Origin of the sequence: Candidatus Accumulibacter sp. ACC012, assembly GCF_907163155.1 — a bacterium.
Taxonomy (GTDB): Bacteria; Pseudomonadota; Gammaproteobacteria; order Burkholderiales; family Rhodocyclaceae; genus Accumulibacter; species Accumulibacter delftensis.
This window is the reverse complement of record NZ_CAJQUC010000014.1, coordinates 198,398-222,854: the sequence shown is the minus strand read 5'-3', so window position 1 is coordinate 222,854 and position 24,457 is coordinate 198,398. Positions and strand designations below refer to the sequence as shown.

Here is a 24,457-nt window from a genome sequence, read left to right as displayed (position 1 = left end):
AAAAGAAGAAGGGCCATCGTCAGCCGATGGCCCCGGTTTGCAGCAGGCGGGCGCGCGGTCAGCCGATCTTGAACATCAGCGACTTCGACCCCGAGTTGAGGGCGACGCTGATCGGTTGCTGATGCGTCGTCGGGCCCCAGAACTGGCGTGGGCCGGGCGAGGTGAACAGGTCACTGGCGGCCCACTCGTCACGTCGGGAGGCAAAGAACGTCATCGCCGGCGAGTCCATCCTGACCAGCGCCTTCTCGATCACGAACTCGTCCTGACCGTGCCGGCGCTCGATGTTGAGCAGGCCGGCGAGCGGGATCGCCTGGGGAACTCCGCCGCTGGTCAGTCCGGTGATCGTCGCCATGTAGCCGCTGTGGCCGTCGAGGATCAGCGAGCCGGCGGTGAGGCCGAGATTGTAGGTGTACGCCGCGTCGAACAGGGTCGGTGCGCCGCAACGACCTTCGTAGCCGAGGAAGTGGCTGTGCGCGGCAAACGGCACCTTGGCGTCGAGTTCCTTGACGCGCGCCTTGGTCATGTCGATGAGGAGCTGCTCGGTGGGGATCAGCGAGACCTGCAGGTTGCCGTGCGAGTCACGCTCGGCGAGCAGCATGGCGACGATGTAGTGCGGCAGCGAGGCCAGCAACTTCGCGTTGTCGGCGCTCAGTTTGCTTTCGACGAAAGCCGCCTTGGCGTCGTCGGCGAGGGCGGCGAAAGCCGTCGCTTCATGCGCCAGAACATCGTTGAGTTCGGCGATCATGGCGTTCATTTCGGGGATGAACTCGATCAGTCCTTCCGGGGCCAGCAGTACACCGTAGTTCATTCCCTTGTGCGAGCGCTCGACGACGATCTTGGCGATGCTGTCGATGATGCTGGCCAGCGACATCTTCCGGCTCGACACTTCCTCGGAAATGATGGTGATGGCCGGCTTGGTCTGCAGTGCGACTTCGAGCGCCACGTGCGATGCGGAGCGGCCCATCAGCTTGACGAAGTGCCAGTATTTCAGCGAAGAACTGGTGTCCTGGAGGATGTTGCCGACCATTTCGCTGTAGATCCGCGTGGCGGTATCGAAACCGAACGAGATGGCCAGCAGGTCGCCGAGTTGCAGGTCGCCATCGATGGTCTTGGGCACGCCGATGACCTGCACGCCCGAGCCGTCGGCCTTGACGCCGCGAAAAAGCGACTCCGCCAGCACGGCGGCGTTGGTGTTCGAATCGTCGCCGCCAACGACGACGATGGCGTCGAGATTGTGCTTGATGCAGGTTTCGCGAACCTGTGCGAACTGGGCGTCGCTCTTGATCTTGGTGCGGTCCGAACCGAGGAAGTTGAAGCCACCGGTGTTGAGGACGAAGTCAACATCGGCATCGCTGATTTCGAACAGCGAGCCTTCGAGCAGGCCCTTCGGGCCGGCCTTGACGCCGAGCAGCGTGTTGCCGGCGCCGAGAACGCGCTTCAGGCCGCAAACGACGTTGTGGCCACCGGCGGCAGGACCGCCCGAGAAGAGGACGGCGACGCGCTTGCCCTTGATGCTGGTGGTCCGGCTGCCCGCGGAGGTGAGCACGACGTTGCCCGAAGCGGCGACCGTTTTCGGAAACTGCTTGGCGACGGCGTCGCTGTCCTTGGTGCTCAGGACACGATCGGTGCTGCTGAAGCTGACCGGCTGCGGCTTGTCGGACGAGCCGAAGGCGGCACAGACGGGAAGGGGAAGTTGGCGTACTGCGGATTCGAAAATCGACTTGTGCGCTTCGGTGTTGATTAGCTGTTCTGCCAGAGTGCTCATGCTTGGGTCCTCGGTTTGCGGGAAGTGTATTGTCGGAGTACCGGCGGCGGGCCGGCCGGGTCAGCGCTCGGGAAGGCTTGCCAATCCCGCGGCGGCTCGCTGGCTGCGTGTTTTCAACAGCCTGGCAGCGCTCTCGACCAACACGAAAAAGGGCCAGCCCGGAACAAGATTCCTGGGCCAGCCCGTTTCGGCGTCCTCAGCGCTTGCTTATGCCAGGGTACCGACGTTGTTCAGGTCCTTGAAGGCCTGCGTCAGGCGGGCGCGGAAAGCGTCTTCACCCTTGCGCAGCCAGGCGCGCGGATCGTAGTACTTCTTGTTCGGCTTGCTGTCGCCTTCGGGGTTGCCGATCTGGCCTTGCAGATAGCCTTCGTTCTTCTTGTAGAAGCCCATCACGCCGTCCCAGAACGCCCACTGCAGGTCGGTGTCGATGTTCATCTTGACGACGCCGTAGGAGATCGCTTCGCGGATTTCCTCGAGGGTCGAACCCGATCCGCCATGGAAGACGAAGCTCACCGGGTGCGCCTTGGTGCCGAATTTCTTCTGCACGAATTCCTGGGAGTTCTTCAGGATGATCGGCTGCAGTTTGACGTTGCCCGGCTTGTAGACGCCATGCACGTTGCCGAACGCGGCAGCGATGGTGAACCGATCGCTGACCTTGGACAGCTCTTCGTAAGCCAGCGCCACGTCTTCGGGCTGGGTGTACAGCTTGGAGCTGTCGACGTTGGTGTTGTCGACGCCGTCTTCTTCACCGCCGGTGACGCCAAGTTCGATTTCGAGGGTCATTCCCATCTTGCTCATGCGCTCGAGGTAGCGCCTGCAGATGTCGATGTTTTCGTTGATCGGCTCTTCCGAGAGGTCAAGCATGTGCGAGCTGTACAGCGGTTTGCCATTGGCCTTGAAGTACTGCTCACCGGCGTCGAGCAGGCCGTCGATCCAGGGCAGGAGTTTCTTGGCGGCATGGTCGGTATGCATGACCACGGTTGCGCCATAGAGCTCGGCGATCTGATGGATGTGCGTGGCGGCGGAGACGCCACCGGCGATGCAGGCGCGCTGACCGGCATTGTCGAGGCCCTTGCCGGCGTAGAACTGCGCGCCACCGTTGGACAGCTGGATGATCGCCGGTGCGTTGAGCTCGGCGGCGGTTTCCATGACTGCGTTGACGGTGCTGTTGTTGATGACGTTCACCGCTGGAAGAGCGAACTGCTTTTCCTTGGCCAGTTCGAAGATCGCTTGCAATTGGTCGCCGGTGGCAACACCCGGTTTGATGTTTTTGGCATTCATGAGTTCTTATCCAGATTCGGTTGATCGAAAGGGTTCAGAAGCGAGGGGAGCACGGCCAGTGTAGTTGACCGGTTCACTGGAAGTATCTCGTTCGCACAGCGACTCGTCAAGCGCCGTCTGCCCAGGCCTTGCGGGTGCTGGTCCTTGCTCAGTGCGATTCGCGAAGCGGCTCGCGCGGGCGCAGGCCGGCTTCGTACCAAGGCTTGCTGCGATTCACCAGATGCACCAGCCAGAGCATCACCGGGACCTCGATCAGGACGCCGACGACAGTGGCCAGTGCAGCACCGGAATCGAAGCCATACAGGGCAATTGCCACGGCTACCGCCAGCTCGAAGAAGTTTGATGCTCCTATCATTGTCGATGGGCCAGCAACGGCATGCGCCACGCAGAATTTCCGGTTCAGCCAGTAGCCAAGGGCGGCAATCAGCAAGCCCTGCAGGAGAATGGGCACGGCAAGCATGGCGATGATCAGCGGCTGCTCGCTGATCGCCTGGCCCTGGAAGGCAAAAAGCAGCACCAGCGTGGCCAGCAGGGCGATGATCGAGAACGGGCCGATGCGGCTAAGCGCGCGCTGGAAAAGTGCCTCGCCATGTCGGCGCAGACGCTGGCGGACAAATTGGGCGATTGCCAGCGGCAGCACAATGTAGGTCACCACCGACAGGAACAGCGTTTCCCATGGCACGGGAATTGCCGAAACGCCAAGCAGCAGGGCGACGATCGGCGCGAAGGCGAAGACCATCACCAGATCGTTCAGCGCCACTTGCGTGAGCGTGAAATTGGCATCGCCACGGCACAGATTGCTCCACACGAAAACCATCGCCGTGCACGGCGCGGCGCCAAGCAGGATCAGGCCGGCGATGTAGCTGTCGACCTGCGCTGCGGGCAGGAAAGGCGCGAAAACGTGGCGGATGAATATCCAGCCGAGCAGCGCCATGGAGAACGGCTTGACCGCCCAGTTCACAAACAGCGTGATGCCGATGCTGTTCTTCTGGCTGCGCAGCTGATGCAGCGCGGCGAAGTCGACCTTCATCAGCATCGGGATGATCATCACCCAGATCAGGAGCCCGACCGGGAGGTTGACCTGCGCGATCTGCAGGCGGCCGACGGTCTGCGCCAGTTCGGGAGCGGCGACGCCAATGATCGTTCCGGTAATGATGCACAGGAACACCCAAAGCGTCAGCCAGCGCTCGAAGAAACTCATTGGCCCGGCCATCGCCAATGCGCGCGCACGCAGCCAGGCGGCGGTGCAGCGGTCGGCGATCGGCAAGCTTCCGGAAACGGCATCTACCGTTCTCCCTGCGCCGCCGGCTTGCAGATCTCCGGATGGCCGCCGCAGCAGTTGTCGGTCAGAAAGCCGATCAGGGCGTCGATGCGACGCATGTCGGCGTGGCAGCGAACGAAGCGGCCTTCCTGTACGGTACTCACCAGGCCGGCGTGGGTCAACGTCTTCAAGTGGAAGGACAGCGTCGGCGCGGGCAGCTCCAGTTGCTCGGCAATCAGCCCCACGGTCAGGCCGGCAGGGGCATTCTGGACCAGCAAGCGGAAGACGGCGAGACGGCTTTCCTGCGCCAGCGCGGCAAGCGCGGTGACGGCATTGGTATTGTTCATGGTTCCAACAATACCGAAATACTGGCGCTGCCGCAAAGCGTTTGCCCGGCGATTCGCCGCTCATGTTCAGCGCCCGGTCCGCACGGCCGTGGTCCGACATGCTCTACCCCCGGCCTTGGCGACAGCCGCAACGATGGGCGGCTTTACATATTTCGAAGATTCTAGCATTATGGAAACGTGCCGCAGGGCACTGCTGCTTGCGGCGTTGGCCGCGTTAGCCTCGCCGACTCGCTACGTTCCGGCCAGGCAGCACGCACCAGGTCACCACTCGGAGGAACTAAAAATGGCTATCAAGGTTGGCATCAACGGTTTCGGACGCATGGGCCGGCTGGCGCTGCGCGCGGCCTGGGATTTCCCGGAGCTGGAGTTCGTGCATATCAACGAGGCGAACGGCCCGGTCGAGTCGGCGGCGCACCTGCTCGAATTCGATTCGGTACAGGGCCGTTGGCGGCGCGACATCGAGGTGCGCGACGGACGCATTCTGGTGGACGGGAAGTCGATCAGCTACAGCAGCGCCAAGGACGTTGCCGGCGGGCCCTGGAGCGACGTCGGCGTCGATATCGTTCTCGAAGCCAGCGGCAAGTGGCGCAGCGTCGATCAGCTGACCCCCTATCTCGACGCCGGAGTCAGGAAGGTGGCCGTCGCCGCGCCGGTCAAGGATGGCGGCGTGCTGAACATCGTCATGGGCATCAACGACCATCTCTACGATCCGGCGCGCGACCGGATCGTCACCGCCGCGTCGTGCACCACCAACTGCCTGGCGCCGGTGGTCAAGGTCGTCCACGAGGCGATAGGTATCGCCCACGGCATGATCACCACCATCCACAGCTCGACCAACACACAGGTGGTGCACGACCAGATGCACAAGGACTTGCGCCGCGCCCGTGCCGGTAGTCTGTCGCTGATCCCGACGACGACCGGGTCGGCGACGGCGATCGCGCTGATCTTTCCGGAGCTGCAGGGCAAGCTCGACGGCCATGCGGTGCGCGTGCCGCTGCTCAACGCTTCGCTGACCGATTGCGTCTTCGAAATGCAGCGGCCGACAACGGCCGCCGAGGTCAACGGCTTGTTCAAGGCGGCTGCCGAGGGTTCGCTGCAGGGAATCCTCGGTTACGAGGAGCGACCACTGGTATCCATGGACTATCTGGGCGATCCGCGTTCGTCGATCGTCGACGCCGCGCATACGCTGGTGGTCAACGGCACGATGCTCAAGATTTACGCCTGGTATGACAACGAGTGGGGCTATGCCAATCGCTACGCCGAGTTGGCGCGCAAGCTGGCGCGGTCGCTCTAGGTCCGTGCCCTTACTTGGTTTTCGCAGCGCTGCAGGGGAGCGAGTCGGCGTCCGTCGGACGCCGACGGCAACCCATCGGCAGTTGACAGGAGGGGAGCAGTGAACAATCCATCTGCAAGCAGGAGTGAGGCGTCGCGTGCCGGCCTGCGCAACTACGTGCTGGTGACTGGCGCCTACTGGGCCGATACGGTCACCGACGGCGCGACGCGCATGCTGGTCCTGTTCTATTTCTACAATCTCGGCTACACGCCGCTGGCCGTTGCTTCGCTGTTCATTTTCTATGAAGTCTTCGGCATCCTGACCAACCTCTTCGGCGGCTATATCGGTGCCCGCTTCGGGCTCAAGACGACGCTGTTCATCGGTCTCGGCACGCAACTCGTCGCGCTGTCGATGCTCGCCTTTGCGCCCGAGGCCTGGCTGGTCGTCGCCTGGGTGATGGCCTCGCAGGCCTTGAGCGGGATCGCCAAGGACATGACCAAGATGAGCTCGAAGAGCGCCGTCAAGCTGATTGTCCCCGAGGATTCGTCGGCGACCCTGTACCGCTGGGTGGCGATCCTGACCGGCTCGAAGAACGCCTTGAAGGGGGTCGGTTTCTTCGTCGGTGGTCTGTTGCTGACGGTGCTCGATTTCCAGACGGCGCTCAAGCTGCTGGTCGTGCTGGTCGGCGTCACGCTGCTCGTTGCCGCCGTCCTGATGCGTGGTGGTCTTGGTCAGGCCAACAGGAAAGCAAAATTCGGCCAGATGTTCTCGCGCAACGCCGCGGTCAACAAACTCGCCGCGGCGCGCATCTTCCTCTTCGGCGCTCGCGACGTGTGGTTCGTCGTCGGCCTGCCGGTGTTCCTTTCGAGCGTGCTCGGCTGGACCTTCTGGCAGTCGGGTGGCTTCCTGGCGGTGTGGGTCATCGGCTACGGCATCGTGCAGGCGGCGACGCCGCGTCTGTTGCGCAGCCGTGTTCAGGAACAACACGAGCCCGACGGGCGGACGGCGACGATCCTCGCCTTCATTCTCGCCGCCTTGCCCGCCGGTATTGCCTTGGCCTTGAGCGCCGGGGTGGCGCCAACGATTGTCGTTGTCGCCGGCCTGATCATCTTTGGTGCCGTCTTTGCGCTCAACTCGGCGGTTCACTCTTACCTGATCCTGGCCTACACCGACAGTGACAAAGTGGCGATGAGCGTCGGTTTCTACTACATGGCCAATGCTGCCGGTCGCCTGGCCGGCACCGTCCTCTCGGGGGCCCTCTATCAGTGGGGGCTGCAAAGCGGAGCGAGCAACGGGCTGGTTGCCTGCCTGTGGGCGTCCTCGGCATTTGTCCTCGTGGCCGGCCTGCTGTCCTTGCTGCTGCCGCGTCAAATGGGTCCGCGCAGCAAGCCGATCAAGCTCGGCGATGCGGGCGAATAATTCTCCGCGTGCCGCGTAAAAAAAAAAGGCATCGCCTGGCGATGCCTTTTTTTGTGGCTGCAAACCCGGCTTAGAAGCCGGCGCCCTTGATCGACTTCAGGCCTTTGTAAACGGCCTTGCTGCCCAGTTGCTCTTCGATACGCAGCAGCTGGTTGTACTTGCAGATGCGGTCGGTACGCGACAGCGAACCGGTCTTGATCTGGCCGGCGCCAGTGCCGACGGCGAGGTCGGCAATGAAGGCGTCTTCGGTCTCGCCCGAGCGGTGCGAGGAGATTACGCCGTAGCCAGCCTTCTGCGCCATCTTGATGGCGTCGAGCGTCTCGGTGACGGTACCGATCTGGTTGACCTTGATCAGGATGGCGTTCGCCGCCTTCATGTCGATGCCTTGCTTGAGGCGAACCGGATTGGTGACGAAGAAGTCGTCGCCGACGATCTGCACTGTTTCGCCAAGTTCCTTGGTCAGCTTGACGTAGCCGTCCCAGTCGCTCTGGTCAAGACCGTCTTCGATGGACACGATCGGGTACTTCTTGCACCAGTCGCTGTACACCTGGATCATCTCGTCGTCAGTGAACAGCTTGTCCGGGTTCGACTTCCAGAACTTGTAGCCCTTGCGGTCACCTTCGTCGAAGAGCTCGGAAGAAGCACAGTCAAGCGCAATGCCGATCTGCTTGCCAGGCTTGTAGCCGGCGGCAACGATTGCTTCCATGATCACTTCGAGCGACTGGTCGTTGGTCAGGTTGGGCGCGAAGCCGCCTTCGTCGCCGACCGCGGTGACATGGCCGCCTTTCTTCAGGATGCTCTTCAGAGCGTGGAAGATCTCGGTGATCCAGCGCAGGCCTTCCGAGAAACTCGGTGCGCCGACCGGCATGATCATGAATTCCTGGAAGTCGATCAGGTTGTCGGCGTGCTTGCCACCATTGATGATGTTGGCCATCGGCGTCGGCAGGCAGAAATCACGGTTGCGGTGAATCTTGCCAATGTACTTCCAGAGCGGCATCCCGCTGACGTTGGCGCCGGCCATGGTGATGGCCATCGAAGCGCCGAGAAGGGCGTTGGCGCCGAGGCTCGACTTGTTGGCCGTGCCGTCGAGGGCGATCATCGCCTCGTCGAGTGCGCGCTGATCAAGCGGGTTCTTGCCCTTGAGCAGTTTTGCGAGCGGGCCGTTGACCGCGGCAACGGCTTTCAGGACACCTTTGCCAAGGTAGATCTTCTTGTCGCCGTCGCGCAGTTCGCAGGCTTCGAATTCGCCGGTTGATGCACCGGACGGGACGGCTGCACGAGCCATATAGCCATTGTCAAGTGTGATGTCGACTTCAACGGTCGGGTTGCCCCGTGAATCGAGGATCTGCCGCCCGACAACCTTGCTGATCTTGACGAAATCCGGGGTGACGACAGCCGTCATTTCGGCTTGTACGGTATCTGCAACGTCTTTCGATTTCTTCGATTTCTTTACTTTTTCTGCTTTTGCCATAATTGGGCTCCGTGGGAGTGATTTGGTAGAAACGCCTGCACAAACTTATCCGTACGATCATACCCAATTCAGCTCGCATGGTGCAATGGCCGTCAGCGCTAAATTCGGGCGATCAGGCGGGAACTGGACGTTCGCCGAGCGTAGCCCCGTTGTCAGGCCAGCGTGACGTCGTGATCGCACCTGTTCCGCGAAGGAAATTGTGCTGAACGTCGATTCCACGGTCTGTCGCCGGAGGACTGTCGGCAGGGTTGGATGGAACGTTCGACCCGGAAATCGGAATGCAGAAGGCATCAGACGTGTCTTGCCCGAGCCATCCGTAATGGTTCCGTCCGCGTCAGTCTCGCCTTCGTCCCCCGCGATTCCGAGCGTCGTGCCTCCCGGAGCTTGAGGCTTGGGCGCTGTAGCGACCGCCGCTTGGCGAGGTCAGCCATTTCTCGTTGCTACGGCCATGTTGCTCCTGCATGAGTTCGACGATGATCACTGGCGCATCGATCTGACCAGCGTTCGTCGTTTGGCGTCATACAACCGCAACCTTGTTAGCCAACAATCCCGCCTTTGGGCACATCATTTCGAGTCGATTGGGGAAAGCCTGCATGGCAAGTGAGCAAGAAGAAACAGGGGACGTGTCATCGCGCGACATCCTCGTGCGGCGGGTGGCGCTGGCCATCGAGCGGCTTCGCGAAGACGCGATGGCCATTGAAGACGAACTGGACGCGAGCTTGCGTATCGTGTCGCCGGGATTCAGGGCGAGCGCGCGCAACCTGGCGCACTACCTGGCCGTGCGGCGAGTCGATATCCGTATTTTGCAGCGCGAACTGGGTCGTCTGGGTCTGAGTTCTCTGGGCCGCACGGAGGCGCACGTCATGGCCTCGCTCGACAGTGTCGCGGATGTGCTACGCCGACTCGGCAGGAACCCTGTTCCCGATCGCGTCAAGGTCGCGCCAAGGATCCTGTTCCAGGAAGGCGATCAGGTTCTGGCCAGGCACGCGAAGGAGATCCTGGGGCCGCTGCCAGACGATCGCAAGACACGGATCATGGTCACCATGCCCAGCGAAGCCGCTGCCGACCCGTCGTTCATCAGCAACCTGCTGGCACAAGGCATGGACATCATGCGCATCAATTGTGCCCATGACAGTGCCGAGGTCTGGGGAGGCATGGTCGAGCAATTGCGGCGTGCGGAAAAGGCGCTTGGGCGTTCGTGCAATGTGTGTTGCGACCTGGCCGGGCCCAAGTTACGAACCGACCCGGTGGAGCCGACCGAGGGCGTCGTCAAGTGGCGGCCGCAGAGGAATGCCTTCGGTCAGACGATCGGGCCGGCGCTCGTCCGCTTCGTCAAGGAAGCCAGTGAAGCCTCGTCTGAAGGGGACGGCGTCCCGCTTCGAGGGGACCTGCTGGGCAAGGTCAGAGAAGGCGATTACATCGAGCTGCAGGATGCACGGGGGCGTGCCCGGAGACTCGAAGTCATCGGTGTTTCCGCGGATGCCTGTCTGTGCCAGGGGGTGCGCACTGCGTATGTCAGCGAAGGCACCCACCTCAAGCTGCGTCGAAAGACGAAGCGGATTGGCAAAGCCCGGGTCGGCGTCTTGCCACCCATGCCGCAAGCCGTGTTGCTGAAACCAGGAGACATGCTCGATGTGGTCAAAGGCGAGGTGCTCGGACGGAATGCTGTATTCGATGACGCTGGCAATCTTGTTGAGCGCGCGCGTATTGCCTGCTCGCTCGACGAGGCCTTCGTCAGCGTTCGTGAAGGAGAGCGAATCTTCTTCGACGATGGCAAGATCGCCGGAAAGATCGGGAAAGTGCTGCCTGACCGCTTCGCCGTCGCGATCACCCATGCCGCAGGAGGTGTCGCCAAACTGCGTGCCGAGAAGGGAATCAACCTGCCGGATACCGAGATCGACATGCCGGCGCTTGGCGCGGTCGACAGGGAAGACCTTGCCTTCGTTGCTCGCCACGCCGACATGGTCGCCCTGTCGTTCGTGCAGCGCCCGCAGGATATCGAAGATCTGATTGGCGCCCTTGATCGCCTCGATGCTTCCCATCTGGGCATCGTGCTGAAGATCGAGACGAAGAAGGCTTTCAGCCGTTTGCCAAGCCTGTTGCTGGCGGTCATGCGCCACCAATCAGCCGCGGTCATGGTGGCCCGTGGCGATCTCGGTGTCGAGGTCGGATTTGAACGGCTGTCGGAGGTGCAGGAGGAGATTCTCTGGATTTGCGAGGCCGCGCATATCCCGGTGATCTGGGCAACGCAGATACTCGAATCGCTGGCCAAGGGAGGCACGCCGTCGCGTGCGGAAGTCACCGATGCGGCAATGGGGGTTCGCGCTGAATGCGTAATGCTCAACAAGGGACCCTACATCATGCAAACGCTTCACTTCCTGCGCGGTGTCTTGATGCGGATGGAAGCTCACCATGAGAAGAAGACGACCATGTTGCGTCGCTTGAGCATCTCGGACATCGCATCGAGCGCGGATGTGGCGCGCCTGGAGAGGCCTGAAAGCTGCCAAGGATGAGCGGGCTGTGCTGGCTGGCGGCTATGCTACTTCTGTGCTTGTCTTGCAGATCTTGCCAAAATCGATGCCAAAGCGTCTATGCTATGCGGTCTGCAGGAAGCGCTTCAGGCACGCCTGCTGGCGTCGCGAATCTCGCGCCTGGCGCGTCCGCCACATCAACGTTACGCTATCCGCCATTCCTTGTCCCGTTTTCCACACCCGCTCCACTACCTGTCCATGTACAAGTTCGTCGCTCTGGCAGCGCTGCTGCTCGCCCTGCCAGCGGCCGCCGCTGTGCCGCAATTGCAGGCACCGGAAGAGGTGCACCAATTGCTGACCAACTTCCTGGAGCTCGGCGAGGTGGCCGATGCGCCGGAGCAGGCGGCTTTCGAGCGCCGCATGCAGCGCGAAGTGCCGCCGCTGTTGGCGACCGAAGGCTATTTCTCGCCGCAGGTGGTGGTCAGGGAGGGTGACGGAAAGCTGCTCATCGAAGTCGATCCCGGGCCGCGCTCGACGGTCGACAGTGTGCACATCGAAATCCTTGGCGAAGTCGACGTGGCACGGCGCGAGACCTTGACCAAGAGCTGGAAACTGAAAAGCGGCCAGCCGTTTCGGCAAGCTGACTGGGACGACGCCAAGCAATCGCTGCTCGCCGAGCTGCTGTCGGTGGACTTTGCGGGGGCTCGCCTACAGGACAGTTCTGCCCGAGTCGACCCCGAGGCGCGTCGGGTTGAGCTGCGCGTCGTCCTTGCTGCCGGCCCGCCCTACAGTTTTGGCGAGCTGAAGATCAGTGGCCTGAAGCGCTACTCGGCGGCGCTGGTCGAGCGCTACAACCATCGCGTTCAACCCGGGGAGCCCTATCGTGAGGATCGGCTACTGGCTTTGCAGACTGCTCTGCAGGACACGCCCTTCTTCGGCTCAGTGACCGTTGCCCTTGAGCGCAGCGCGGTAGGCGGTGGTTCGCCCGTGGGTGATGATGGGCGGGTGAGTGCGCCGGTAGTGGTGCATGTCCGCGAGAGTGCGCCTTATCAGGTGTCGCTGGGCGCCGGCTACAGCACCAACACTGGCGCGCGCGTTGAAGCCAGCTATCGCAACAACGATCTCTTTGGTCGTGCCTGGGAATTGCAAAGCGGGGTGCGCATCGAGCAACTGCGCCAGACGGCGTACGCCGACGTCTTCCTTCCCCCCGACCAGCGCCGGCGTCGCGATGGTGTCGGCATCGCTTTCCAGAAATCCGACATCGAAGACCTGGCGCTCGAGGGCTACTCGGTGGGTGCCACGCGCGTTCAGAAGCGCGGTAGCGTCGAGCAGCGCCTGGCGCTGAACTGGCTGGAAGAAAAGCAGACTCCGAAGGGTTCGCCGACAACGACCAACCAGGCCTTGACCGCGCAGGCTGGCTGGACCTGGCGGCACGCGCCGGATCCGCTGAACCCGGCAGAGGGGATTGCGCTGCAGTTCCAGGTCGGCGGCGGCAGCAAGCAGCTGCTTTCCGATCAGGACTTCCTGCGCACCTATCTGCGCTATGCGCAGGGGGTGCCTCTTGGCGCCAGCGATGGCCTGCTGCTGCGCGCCGAGCTGGGCGTGACTTTTGCCCCATCAAGCACTGGCATTCCGCAGGATTTTCTCTTTCGCACCGGTGGCAGCAACTCGGTGCGCGGTTACGCCTATCAAAGCCTCGGCGTGCCCGACGGCTCGGCGGTTGTCGGTGGGCGTTATCTGACGACCATGAGTGCTGAATACACGCACTGGATCACGCCGTCCTGGGGTGCCGCGGGCTTTGTCGACGCCGGCGACGCCCAGGACAGTCGCGACGCTTTCGATCTGGCCGTGGGGTACGGTCTTGGCGCGCGCTGGAAGAGCCCGCTTGGACCGCTTGGCGTGGACCTCGCATACGGCCAGCGCGAAGGCAAGCTGCGCCTCGATTTTTCGCTGGCGGTGCCGTTTTGATGAGCACGCTTGAGCCGCCCGAGCGCGGCAGCGACGAGTGCTCCGCCCCATCGTCAACGCCAGCACCGCCACAGCCACCGCCGCCGCTGCGAAAGTCGCGCCGCTGGCTGTGGCTGGCGCCGCTTGCCGCCCTTTTGGCGCTACTCGCCGCACTTGCCTGGCTGCTTGGCAGCGAGGCTGGTTTTCGTCTCAGCTGCCGAGGCCTCGAGCAGCTTGCCGGTGGTCAGCTGACGCTGACGGCGCCAACTGGGTCGCTCGCGGGCTCGCTTACCGTGCAGTCGATACATTGGCGGGATGCGACGCTCGACGTTCAGTTGCAGGAGCTGCAGTTCGACTGGCGGCCGGCCGAGCTGTTGCAGAAGCGACTCTCGGTCGCTCGCCTGGCGGTGGCCAGCCTGCGCTTTGCGAGCTTGCCCAGCGACGAGCCGTCGACGCTGCCGGACAGCCTGCGCCTGCCGCTGCCTGTCGACATCGAGCAGCTAAGGGTCGGCAGCATCGAAGTTGGCGACTACGCACTGCCTGAAGGCAAGGTGGCGCCCGTCGTCGAAGCGCTCGAAGCGACACTGAGCAGCGACGGCTTGCTGCATCGCGTCGCCGCATTGCGCGCCAGTGTCAGCGGACTGGCGGTGAGCGGGGAGCTTTCTCTGGCCGCCGACAAACCGTATGCACTGATGGCGAAAGCCGCTATCGAGGGCGAGGCGGCGGGACGAACTCTGGCCTTCGATCTCACCGCTGACGGTTCGCTCGAAGAACTCGTCATCCGCGGCAGCGGCCGGCCAGTCGACGCGAAAGCCGGTGAAAGCTTCGCCGGTCAGCTCACGGCAAGGATCAATCCTTTCGGGGCGCAGCCCATCCTCGAGCTCGTCGCCCAGCTTTCGGGCGTCGACCCGGCTGTGTGGAGCCCCGGTGCGCCGCAGGCGGCGCTCGATTTGAGCGTTGATTTGCGGCCTCTGGGCGAGCCGTCGGACGGCCTGGGTGGGCGCCTGACGATGAGCAATCGGCGCCCAGGTGGCGTCGACCGGCAACTCCTGCCGGTCGTCTCGCTGCAGGCCGGGCTGCGGCTGAGCGACGACGAATTGCAGCTGGCCGATCTCGATCTCCGTTTGTCGGGCGGCGGCCGACTGCGCGGCAGCGGCCTGCTGCGTGACAGCGAACTGACGCTGCGTCTGGCAGCGACGGAACTCGACGCGAGTGCCCTGTACGGCAGCCTGCGGCGGACAAGGCTTGCCGGACCCTTGCGCGCCAGCCTGAGCGCGGATCGGCAGTTGCTCGAGATCGAATTGCGTGATCCGCAGTTCACTGTCGACAGCAAGATCGCCATTGCGCCGACCGAGATCGTCGTCGACAGGCTGCGACTGCAGAGCGGCGATGCGAGTTTCCTTGCCAGTGGCAAGCTCGGCCTGGTCGACAGCGGCAAGTTTGCGGTGCAGGGAAAGCTGAAGAATTTCGACCCCAGCCGCTTTGCAGACCTGCCCGCGGCACGTTTGAATGCCGAACTCGAGGTCACCGGCAGCAGCCAGCCGCAGCTCGTTCTCGGCCTGCGCTTTCAGCTCCACGACAGTCGTTTTCAAGGTCAGTCGGTCACCGGCAAAGGCGATGTCGATCTCGCCGGCGAGCGGCTGCGCAAGGCCGATGTCGAGCTCAACGCCGCCGGCAACCGACTGGCCGCGAAAGGTGCTTTCGGCGCCCGTGGCGATCGCTTGACGGTGACCATTGCGGCGCCGAAACTCGATCCGCTTGGCGTTGATGGGGACCTCAGCGGCACGCTCGTTCTCAGCGGTAGCAGCAAGGCGCCGGAAGTGTCGGCGGATCTGCGCTCGGTGCGCCTGGCGGCCAAGGATTTTGGCGAGATTCGCGGGCTCGATCTCGGCGCCCGCCTCGGCGATGGCAAGGACGGGGTCCTGGCCGGCAAGCTGCAGCTCGCCCGACTCGATCTGGCTGATGGCAGTACCCTGCTTGGCAAGTTGTTGTTGGAGGCCGACGGCGTGCGCAGTGCGCACCGCTTGCGCGGCGAGATGGCTCTGCCGCGCAAGCGTGATCTGCGTCTGTTGCTCGCCGGGGGCCTGGCGACTCCGGCGAGCGGCATGGTGTGGACCGGCACGCTCAGCGAGCTGAGCCTGTCTTCACTGGTCGACAAGGACAAGCCCTTCGTTCGTCTCGCCGGGCCGTTACCGCTGCAGGCGGCCGCGGAGCGCGTCAGCGCCGGTCCTGGCGAGTTCCTCGGCCCAGCCTGGTCGCTGCGTCTCGAACGTGCGCGGTACGAGAGCCAGCGCTGGCAGACTGCCGGGAATTTGCGCGGCCTGCCGCTGCTGGCGACACTCGCCGAGTTTCCGGATTTGTTTGACGACTCGGCCATCGCGGCGGCCAAGGGCAGCAGCGAGGCGCTACGTCTGAATGCCGAATGGGATCTGGGTAACCGCGGCAGCGGTCGTGCGGCCGGCAAAGGCGATGCGCCGCGGGGCGCCTTGCCGACGGGTAGCCTGCGCCTGTGGCGGGAGAGCGGCGACCTGACGATTGGTACGGTGCCCCTGGGTCTGGAGGAGGGGCGTGTCGAGTTGCAGGCCAGGAACGGCCGTCTCGACGCCGAACTCCAGTTGCGCGGCAAGAAACTCGGCGAGCTAAGTGGCCAGCTGAGCGCGGCCAGTTCTGCGGATACCTTGATCAATCAGCGGGCGCCATGGCAGGGTCAGCTCAAATTGAAGGTTCCGGATCTGGCCTGGGCGGCCCGCTTGCTGGGAGCCGGCTGGCAACTCGGCGGGCGTCTGGCGGGCGAAGTCGAGCTTGCCGGAACGCCAGGCAAACCTCAGCTCAGCGGTGAATGGCGCGGCGACGACCTGGCCGTGCGTGCCCTGGACCATGGCATGCGTCTGGAGCGCGGCAAGCTGCTGCTGCAATTGACCGGCGACAAGCCGGGTGACGTGCGTCTGCTCCTCAAGCAACTCGTGTTCGAGAGCGATTTTCAGCCGATGCCGCGCACCCTGGCCCTCGATCCGGGCATTGACGTGGCTGCCCTGACCGGCAAACCCGGTAGCGTCGAGGCCAGTGGCGAGTTGCATCTGGGAAGTAACGACGGCCTTCTCACCCTGCGCGCCGATCGTATCGGTGTGACGCAGCGCGCGAATCAATGGATGCTCGTTTCCGGCGATGCCAAGCTGACCCTCGGCGAGAAAGTGCTCGACGTCCTCGGCAAGTTCAAGGTCGACGCGGGTTACTGGGAGTTGGCCAAGAGCGGCACACCGCAGCTTTCCGATGATGTCGTGATCATCCGCGCGGGGGATGGCAAGGCCAAGGTGGCGCCAGCGGCTCGTCTGCTGTCCTTGAACATCGACGCCGACCTGGGACGGCACTTTCATTTTCGCGGCGCCGGCGTCGAAAGCCGCCTGGCGGGCTCGCTCAAGATCGAGTCGGACGGATCGGGAATGCCGCGGGCGGATGGTTCGATTCGCACCGTCGGCGGCCGTTTCGATGCCTATGGTCAGAAGTTGGCCATCGAGCGCGGCATTCTCAACTTCCAGGGCTTGATCGACAATCCGGGCCTCAACATCCGCGCCATTCGTAGCAATCTGCCGGTCGAAGCGGGCGTCGAAGTCACCGGTACCGCCAGACGACCGATCATCAGGCTGGTGTCCGATCCCGTGGTGCCCGATGCCGAGAAGCTCTCGTGGCTGGTTCTCGGGCAGGCCAACGATCAGGAGGGGGGAGGAGGAGGGTCGGGTGCCTTGCTGGCCGCGGCGCAGGCGCTTTTCGGTGGCCAGGATGGCGGTACCCTGGGGAAACTGCAGCGCGGTCTGGGCATTGACGAATTCGGGGTCAGCAGTGGCTCGATCGATGGCTCCGGCCGTTCGCAGACCAGCAGCATTGCCAACACCGGATCCTTCGGTTCCAGCACGACGACGACCGGGCAGATCGTCAGCGTCGGCAAACGGCTGTCTTCGGATGTGCTGATCGGCTACCAGCAGTCGCTGACCACGGCGGAAAGCGTCGTTACGCTGACTCTCTTCCTCAAGCGCAATTTTTACGTCGTCGGTCGCGTCGGCTCCGACAATGCGCTGGATTTCTTCTGGAAACACCGCTTCGGTCGTTAATGTGAAAGTCGCGCAAGCGACTCACGAAACTCCCTTCTCCCCTCGCCGGAGAAGGGTCTGGGGTGAGGCGGGGAATTCAGGGAGCATGCTCCCTGCCCGGCGAACGATTACGGCGTGCAAGCCGGAATGCGCACTGCAAGTGAGAGGGAAGCGGTCATGACTTTCATGATTCGGGGTATCTCGAGATGTCATGACCGTTAGGCGATGGCCGCAACAGGAGCGCTTGTCTTTGAACAGGAATCGCCTTGGTTCCGTGCGCTCCTGCTTTGTCGAGCCAGCTGCGCTGGCCGGTGACTGGGGATCAGCGATGCCTGTTTGCCGAGTCAGTCGTTTGACCGGCGCCGACGGCGGCCCGGCGCAGGCGATCGGCGACTGCTGCCCAGGCGGGTGTCGCCGGAACCGCTTCGACGACGATCAGGTCGGCGGCCATTTGGTCGAGTTCGCGCAGTGCCGCGTAGAGTGCGCGCGCGTAGCCGCGGGGATGCGCAGCCAGCTGGCGAACGGCAAGCGTCGCCGCGACGCCCGGGAACTCGCTGTGGCACAGGATGGCACTGTGGCGGCCCGTTTGACGGAGTTCGGCGACGACTTCGGCAAGCTCGGTCGAGGCCACCAGGCGCAGCGGCGTCGCTGGCGCGTAGTGTGCGGCCAGCGAACCCGAGACCCGCGGCCTGCCGTCATCCGCCGCTTGCGTGAGGACCTCGGGCAGCATGCCGATGACCGACGCGATCTGCTCCGGGGTGACGTGTCCCGGACGCAGCAGCCGTGGCGGCAGCCCAGGATCGCGCGTGAGGTCGAGAATCGTCGACTCGATGCCGACTGGGCAGCGGCCACCGTCGAGCACCAGGGAGACGGAGTTGCCCAGTTCTTCGCGCACATGCGCGGCGTCGGTCGGGCTGATGCGGCCGAAGCGGTTGGCAGAAGGGGCGGCCAGGCCACACATGCCAGCAACGCCGCCGCCGGCCTGCGCAAAGGCGCGCAGTAGAGCCAGTGCGACCGGATGTGCGGGCACGCGGACGCCGATGCTGTCCTGGCCGCCGGTGACTGCAGTGGGCACTCCCGCGGCGCGCTTGAGGATCAAGGTCAGCGGACCTGGCCAGAAAGCTTCGGCCAACTCCCATGCCAGCGCTGGAATATCGCACGCCCAGCGGTCGAGACAGCCGGCACCGGCCAGATGGACGATTAGCGGGTGCTCGGCGGGTCGCCCCTTGGCGGCGAAGATGCGGGCCAGCGCCGGCGGGTTGGCGGCATCGGCGCCCAGCCCATAGACCGTCTCGGTCGGGAAAGCGACCAGTTGGCCGGCCTGCAGTAGCGCGACGGCGCGCTCGATGTCCGCCTGCTCAGGGGGCATCGACGATCCCGATCGCCGTACGGGCCGCCAGCGCCACGGCGCGGGCTTTCTCCGGGTCCTCGTCGACCACCGTGAAGTGCCCCATCTTGCGGCCGTGCCTGGCGTGGTGCTTGCCATAGAGATGCAGCTTGAGGCCGGGAAAGGCGTGCAGGCGTGACCAGTCGGGTTCACGATAGCGAGTGCCGGCAGGGCCGGTTTCGTACCAGATGTCTCCGAGCAGGTTGACCATCGCTGCCGCCGAGTGCGCGCGCGGGTCGCCCAGCGGCAAGCCGCAGAGGGCGCGCACCTGCTGCTCGTACTGGCTGGTCAGGCAGGCATCGAGCGTGTAGTGGCCGCTGTTGTGCGGGCGTGGCGCCATTTCGTTGACCACCAGCTGGTCCTCGACAACGAAGAATTCGACTGCCAGGGTGCCGATATAGCCGAGGCCGGCGGCGATCTTTTCAGCCAGTTCGGCGGCCTCTGCGCGCAGCATCGGCGAAAGGCGTGCCGGCACCAGCGAGACGTCGAGAATGCCTTTGCGGTGGCTGTTCTCGGCGCTCGGAAAGCTTTTCACCTGGCCGTCTTCGTCACGCGCCAGGACCACCGAGATTTCGCTGCCGAGCGCGAGTTTCTGTTCGAGGACGCAGGTTTCGCCCTTGAAGTGCTGGAAGGCGGCGATCGCCTCATCACGACCGGCGACGACGGCTTGCCCCTTGCCGTCGTAGCCGAAACGAGCGACTTTCAGGATCGCCGGGAAAAGGCTGAGCGGGGCAGCACGCAGGTCGTGTTCGCTGTGCACGGCGATGAAGTCGGCAATCGGCAGATGGTGTCGGCGCAGGAACTCTTTTTCGGCGATGCGATTCTGGCAGACGCTGACCGCGGCTGCCGCCGGGCGCACGAGGACGAATTTGGCGAGATAGTCGAGGCTGCCGGCGGGGACGTTTTCGAACTCGGTGCTGATCGCCGTACAGCCCTGTGCCAGTTCGTCGAGCACCGGATAATCGTCGTAGCCGGCGACCAGATGACGGTCGGCGATCAGTCCGGCGGGACTGTGCGGGTCAGGGTCGAGAACCCAGACCGGGTAGCCGAGTTCGTGTGCGGCGGCGACGAAGAAGCGGCCGAGTTGGCCGCCACCGAGCATGCCGAGAGTAGCCGGGGGAAGAATCATCGTCTTGTACTCATCTGGCGCGCCGCAGGCGGTCAGCGACAGCGCTCTCCGGTGAGAGAAGTCCCTGGCCGGGAGCGGGGCTGTCGTTCGGGCTGCGGCCGCTCACACTTCCGGCAGCTTCATGGCCAGCACTTTGGCGGCCTGGGTTTGACGGAATTCGCTGAGGCGCTGCGCCAGCGCCGCGTCGCTTGTGGCGAGCATGGCGACGGCAAACAGCGCCGCGTTGGCCGCGCCGGCCTCGCCGATGGCGAAAGTGGCCACCGGTATGCCTTTCGGCATCTGCACGATGGACAGCAGCGAATCGTTACCGGACAGCGCCTTCGATTGCACCGGCACGCCGAGGACGGGCAGGATGCTCTTGGCGGCCAGCATGCCGGGTAGATGCGCGGCGCCGCCGGCGCCGGCGATGATCGCCTTCAGGCCACGCTCGGCGGCCGTCGAAGCGTAGTCGAAAAGCAGATCCGGGGTGCGGTGCGCGGAGACGACGCGGGTCTCGAAAGGGACGCCGAAGTCCTTGAGCATCACTGCCGCCGCTTGCATCGTCGGCCAGTCGGAATCGGAGCCCATGACGACGCCGACCAGCGGCGCCTGCTGCTGTGCCATCAGTGCGCCTCTCTTTCTGCGGCTTCGAGGGTGTTGGCGAGCAGCATGGTGATGGTCATCGGCCCGACGCCACCGGGGACCGGCGTGATCGCCGAGGCGACCTCGCTGACCGGGCCGAAGTCCACGTCGCCACAGAGTTTGCCGTCCGGCAGGCGATTGATGCCGACATCGATGACCACCGCACCGGGTTTGACCATCTCGGCGGTGACAAAGCGCGCACGCCCGAGCGCCGCAACCAGGATGTCGGCGCGCCGGGTGTGGAACAGCAGGTCACGGGTCTGCGAATGGCAGATGGTGACCGTCGCGCTGGCTTGCATCAGGAGCATCGCCATCGGCTTGCCGACGATGTTCGAGCGTCCCAGGACGACTGCCTCCTTGCCCTTCAGTTCGATGCCGGCGTCGCTGAAGAACTTCATGATGCCGTAGGGCGTACAAGGAATGAAACGCGGATTGCCCTGCATCAGCGCGCCGACGTTTTCGGCGTGAAAACCGTCGACGTCCTTCGCGGGGGAGATCGCCTTGAGTACCGCATCACTGTCAAAGTGCTTCGGCAGCGGCAGTTGCACCAGGATGCCGTGAATTTTTGGATCGGCGTTGAGCTCGGCGATTTTGGCCAGCACCAGCGCCGGCTCGACAGTCGGCGGATAAGTGATTTTTTCGGAGTGAAAACCGGCCTGCGCACAGGCGTTGACCTTGTTGCGTACATAGACCTGCGAAGCGGCGTCTTCGCCGACCAGAATCACGGCCAGTCCGGGGCGGGTGCCGCGCGCAGCCAGCGTTTCGGCGCGGGACTTGAAATCGGCGCGCAGCTTTTGTGCCAGCACGGTGCCGTCGAGGATTTTTGCTGTCATTTCGTGGTTTCCTGGAGTGGCCAGAAGGCAATGCGAGAAACGCGAGGCGCTCCAGGCGCGCGTCGTCTCTTCGCATCGATCTCGGAGGAGAGCGATTCTATCGCAAATCAGGTGGCGTCCGTTGCCGCTTCCGAGTTCGCCGCTTGTGCGCTTGCCTACCTTCCTGGAAGGGGAAAATGCCTACAAAGCCGGCCACTTGGCGGCTGATTGACGATTCCACGTTGATACAGATCAACTTCCTGGCCGTGACACGGTCAATAGGGGGTGCCAAAACACCCGCAAGGGCCTTCTGGCGCATGTGAAATTGCACGATGCAAAAGTGTGTTTTACAATGCGGGACAACAAGGATTGCTGCGCTGCGGTACTTTGTAGTGACGCAAGCGTTTACCCTCTGTGCTGACGTTCGCTTGGGCGTCCAGCAAAACTATTCACTTCATGATTCTGCAGACCAGGAGACAATTCCATGGCAGCTCTGCCCGAAAACGCGCCGTCGGCCGGCATCACCGATGCCGACCCGCAAGAGACACAGGAATGGCAAGACGCACTGAGCGGGGTAATCGATCGGGAAGGCGCCGAGCGCGCTCACTACCTGATCGACGGCCTGATTTCGCAGGCGCGCCAGGAGGGAATCGATATCCCCTACAGCGCCACGACCGAGTACGTCAATACCATCCCGGTCGATCAGCAGCCCAAGTATCCCGGTAATGCCGATCTCGAAATCAGGATTCACAATTACATTCGCTGGAACGCCATGGCGATGGTTGTGCGCGCCAACCGCGACAGCAACGTCGGCGGCCACATCGCTTCCTTTGCCTCGGCGGCGGCGCTTTACGATGTCGGCTTCTCGTGGTTCTGGCACGCGCCTTCCGAGCAGCACGGCGGCGACCTGATCTTCTTCCAGGGGCACTCGGTGCCCGGTGTTTACGCGCGGGCGCACCTGCTCGGGCGTCTGACCGACGAGCAGATGGACTGCTTCCGGCAGGAAGTCGATGGCAAGGGGGTGTCTTCCTACCCGCACCCCTGGCTGATGCCTGATTTCTGGCAGTTCCCGACGGTGTCGATGGGGCTTGGCCCGATCCAGGCGATCTACCAGGCGCGTTTCATGAAGTACCTCGACAGCCGCGGTTTCATCGAAGCCGGCGACCGCAAGGTCTGGGCTTTCCTCGGCGACGGCGAGACCGACGAGGTCGAATCGCTCGGCGCCATCGGCATGGCCGCACGCGAAAAGCTCGACAATCTGATCTTCGTCATCAACTGCAACCTGCAGCGTCTCGACGGGCCGGTGCGCGGCAACGGCAAGATCATCCAGGAACTCGAAGGCACTTTCCGCGGCGCCGGCTGGAACGTCATCAAGCTGGTCTGGGGAACGCAATGGGACACGCTCCTGCTGCGCGACAAGAAGGGCATCCTCAAGCAGCGCATGATGGACGCCGTCGACGGCGAGTACCAGACCTTCAAGGCCAAGGACGGTGCCTACGTCCGTGAGCACTTCTTCAATACTCCGGAACTCAGGGAACTGGTCGCCGACTGGACCGACGAGCAGGTCTGGGGGCTGAACCGCGGTGGTCACGACATCTTCAAGATCTTCAGCGCCTACAAGGCGGCCGTCGAGCACCAGGGCCAGCCGACGCTGATCCTGGCCAAGACGATCAAGGGCTTCGGCATGGGCCAGGCCGGCGAGGCGATGAACATCTCGCACCAGCAGAAGAAACTCGATTACGAGGCGATCAAGCGCTTCCGCGATCGCTTCAGCCTGCCGGTTGCCGACGACCAGCTCAAGGAACTGCCGTACCTGAAGTTCGAGGAAGGCTCGCCGGAACTGACCTATATGCGCCAGCGGCGGATGGACCTCGGTGGCTACCTGCCGAAACGCCGCCGGAGTGCCGAAGCACTGGATATCCCCGCCCTGTCGGCTTTCGACGCGCTGCTCAAGGCGTCGGGCGAGGGGCGTGAAGTATCGACCACCATGTCCATCGTCCGCTTCCTGAACATCCTGCTCAAGGACAAGAAGGTCGGCCGCCACGTGGTCCCCATCGTCCCCGACGAATCGCGCACCTTCGGCATGGAAGGTCTCTTCCGGCAGATCGGCATCTGGAATCAGCAAGGCCAGAAGTACGTCCCCGAAGACCACGACCAGCTGATGTTCTACAAGGAGTCGATCGACGGCCAGGTGTTGCAGGAAGGAATCAACGAAGCCGGCGCAATGAGCGACTGGATCGCTGCGGCGACCGCGTACTCGGTGCACGGCGTGCAGATGATTCCCTTCTACATCTGCTATTCGATGTTCGGTTTCCAGCGCGTCATGGATCTTTGCTGGGCGGCTGGCGACCAGCGCGCGCGCGGTTTCCTGATCGGCGGTACCGCCGGCCGGACGACGCTCAACGGCGAAGGCCTGCAGCACGAAGACGGTCATTCGCTGATCCTCTCCGGTCTGATCCCGAACTGCATCAGCTACGACCCGACCTTCTCCTTCGAAGTCGCCGTGGTCATGCGCGAAGGGATGCGCCGGATGTACCAGGAGCAGGAGGATGTCTTCTATTACATCACCGTGATGAACGAGAACTACGAGCATCCGGAGATGCCGGCAGGCGCCGAGGCGGACATTCTCAAGGGCATGTATCTGCTGCGCCGCGGCGCGTCCGCGGAGGGCAAGGCAGCGGCGCCGCGCGTGCAGTTGCTCGGTTCGGGAACCATTTTCCGCGAAGTCATTGCCGCCGCCGACCTGCTCAAGAACGACTGGGGTGTCGATGCCGACCTCTGGGGCTGCCCGGGCTTTGGCGAACTGGCACGCGAGGGCAATGACGTGCAGCGCTGGAACATGCTCAACCCGACCGAAAAGCAACGTCTGTCGCACGTCGAGAAATGTCTCGGCGAGACGCGCGGTCCGGTCGTCGCTGCGACCGACTACGTGAGGTTGTTCGCCGAACAGATTCGTCCCTTCATCAACCGTCGCTACGTAACCCTGGGTACCGATGGCTTCGGCCGCTCGGACACGCGCGAGAAACTGCGTCACTTCTTCGAAGTCGACCGCCGCTGGGTCACCGTGGCCGCGTTGAAAGCCCTCGCCGACGAGGGAGCGATCGAGCAGCAGACGGTTGCCACGGCGATCGCCAAGTACGGCATCGACGTGAACAAACCCAATCCGATGACGGTTTAAGGGAGCCCTC

The 24,457-nt window shown here is 63.5% G+C and carries 15 protein-coding genes; 6 read left to right on the top strand and 9 right to left on the bottom strand.

Translation table 11 applies throughout. The annotated features are described in order from the left end of the window. Positions 1-58: 58 nt before the first annotated feature. From QZ648_RS15175 to QZ648_RS15160, 4 genes are all read right to left on the bottom strand, one after another. Positions 59-1,765, bottom strand: a complete 1,707-nt coding sequence (locus QZ648_RS15175) for a diphosphate--fructose-6-phosphate 1-phosphotransferase (protein ID WP_291997548.1) — start codon at positions 1,763-1,765, stop codon at positions 59-61. Between the two features lie 207 nt (positions 1,766-1,972). Then, complete coding sequence (gene fbaA, locus QZ648_RS15170; protein WP_291997547.1) at positions 1,973-3,046, bottom strand: class II fructose-bisphosphate aldolase; 1,074 nt, start codon at positions 3,044-3,046, stop codon at positions 1,973-1,975. Between the two features lie 148 nt (positions 3,047-3,194). Continuing rightward, on the bottom strand, positions 3,195-4,259 hold the full coding sequence (gene arsB / locus QZ648_RS15165; RefSeq protein WP_291997603.1) for an ACR3 family arsenite efflux transporter: 1,065 nt from the start codon (positions 4,257-4,259) through the stop codon (positions 3,195-3,197). 71 nt (positions 4,260-4,330) lie between these two features. Further along, the gene (locus tag QZ648_RS15160) at positions 4,331-4,654 is read right to left on the bottom strand and encodes a metalloregulator ArsR/SmtB family transcription factor (protein ID WP_291982146.1); all 324 of its coding nucleotides are present in this window, start codon (positions 4,652-4,654) and stop codon (positions 4,331-4,333) included. Positions 4,655-4,937: 283 nt separating this feature from the next. On the opposite strand from QZ648_RS15160, the gene QZ648_RS15155 reads away from it, so the two are divergent. Further along, a complete protein-coding gene (locus tag QZ648_RS15155) occupies positions 4,938-5,948 on the top strand; it encodes an ArsJ-associated glyceraldehyde-3-phosphate dehydrogenase (RefSeq protein ID WP_291997546.1) in 1,011 nt (336 codons plus the stop codon). 99 nt (positions 5,949-6,047) lie between these two features. Continuing rightward, a complete protein-coding gene (gene arsJ, locus QZ648_RS15150; protein ID WP_291997545.1) occupies positions 6,048-7,346 on the top strand; it encodes an organoarsenical effux MFS transporter ArsJ in 1,299 nt (432 codons plus the stop codon). Positions 7,347-7,416: 70 nt separating this feature from the next. Here arsJ and eno read toward each other — a convergent pair whose 3' ends face one another. Next, positions 7,417-8,748, bottom strand: a complete 1,332-nt coding sequence (eno, locus tag QZ648_RS15145; RefSeq protein ID WP_291997602.1) for a phosphopyruvate hydratase — start codon at positions 8,746-8,748, stop codon at positions 7,417-7,419. Between the two features lie 662 nt (positions 8,749-9,410). Between eno and QZ648_RS15140 the strand changes: the two genes are divergently transcribed. From QZ648_RS15140 to QZ648_RS15130, 3 genes are all read left to right on the top strand, one after another. Further along, positions 9,411-11,330 carry a pyruvate kinase gene (locus tag QZ648_RS15140; protein ID WP_291997544.1) on the top strand — a complete coding sequence of 640 codons (1,920 nt, stop codon included), beginning with the start codon at positions 9,411-9,413 and terminating at the stop codon, positions 11,328-11,330. A gap of 78 nt (positions 11,331-11,408) precedes the next feature. Continuing rightward, positions 11,409-13,256, top strand: coding sequence for an autotransporter assembly complex family protein (locus tag QZ648_RS15135; protein WP_291997543.1), 1,848 nt, complete (start codon positions 11,409-11,411; stop codon positions 13,254-13,256). Next, positions 13,256-17,341, top strand: a complete 4,086-nt coding sequence (locus QZ648_RS15130; protein ID WP_291997542.1) for a translocation/assembly module TamB domain-containing protein — start codon at positions 13,256-13,258, stop codon at positions 17,339-17,341. The genes QZ648_RS15135 and QZ648_RS15130 overlap by 1 nt, the downstream gene beginning before the upstream one ends. Positions 17,342-17,642: 301 nt before the next feature. Here the strand turns inward: QZ648_RS15130 and QZ648_RS15125 are convergent, their stop codons facing one another. From QZ648_RS15125 to folD, 4 genes are all read right to left on the bottom strand, one after another. Continuing rightward, a complete protein-coding gene (locus QZ648_RS15125) occupies positions 17,643-18,689 on the bottom strand; it encodes an L-threonylcarbamoyladenylate synthase (RefSeq protein WP_169068472.1) in 1,047 nt (348 codons plus the stop codon). Beyond that, a complete protein-coding gene (locus QZ648_RS15120) occupies positions 18,679-19,836 on the bottom strand; it encodes a 5-(carboxyamino)imidazole ribonucleotide synthase (protein ID WP_169068473.1) in 1,158 nt (385 codons plus the stop codon). The genes QZ648_RS15125 and QZ648_RS15120 overlap by 11 nt, the downstream gene beginning before the upstream one ends. Positions 19,837-19,938: 102 nt before the next feature. Continuing rightward, on the bottom strand, positions 19,939-20,439 hold the full coding sequence (gene purE / locus QZ648_RS15115; protein ID WP_169068474.1) for a 5-(carboxyamino)imidazole ribonucleotide mutase: 501 nt from the start codon (positions 20,437-20,439) through the stop codon (positions 19,939-19,941). After that, complete coding sequence (gene folD, locus QZ648_RS15110) at positions 20,439-21,290, bottom strand: bifunctional methylenetetrahydrofolate dehydrogenase/methenyltetrahydrofolate cyclohydrolase FolD (RefSeq protein WP_291997541.1); 852 nt, start codon at positions 21,288-21,290, stop codon at positions 20,439-20,441. Before folD ends, purE begins: the two co-directional genes overlap by 1 nt. A gap of 463 nt (positions 21,291-21,753) precedes the next feature. Here folD and aceE point away from each other — a divergent pair, with 463 nt between their 5' ends. Next, positions 21,754-24,447: a pyruvate dehydrogenase (acetyl-transferring), homodimeric type gene (gene aceE / locus QZ648_RS15105; RefSeq protein WP_291997540.1), complete on the top strand. Its 2,694-nt coding sequence runs from the start codon at positions 21,754-21,756 to the stop codon at positions 24,445-24,447. Positions 24,448-24,457 lie beyond the last annotated feature (10 nt).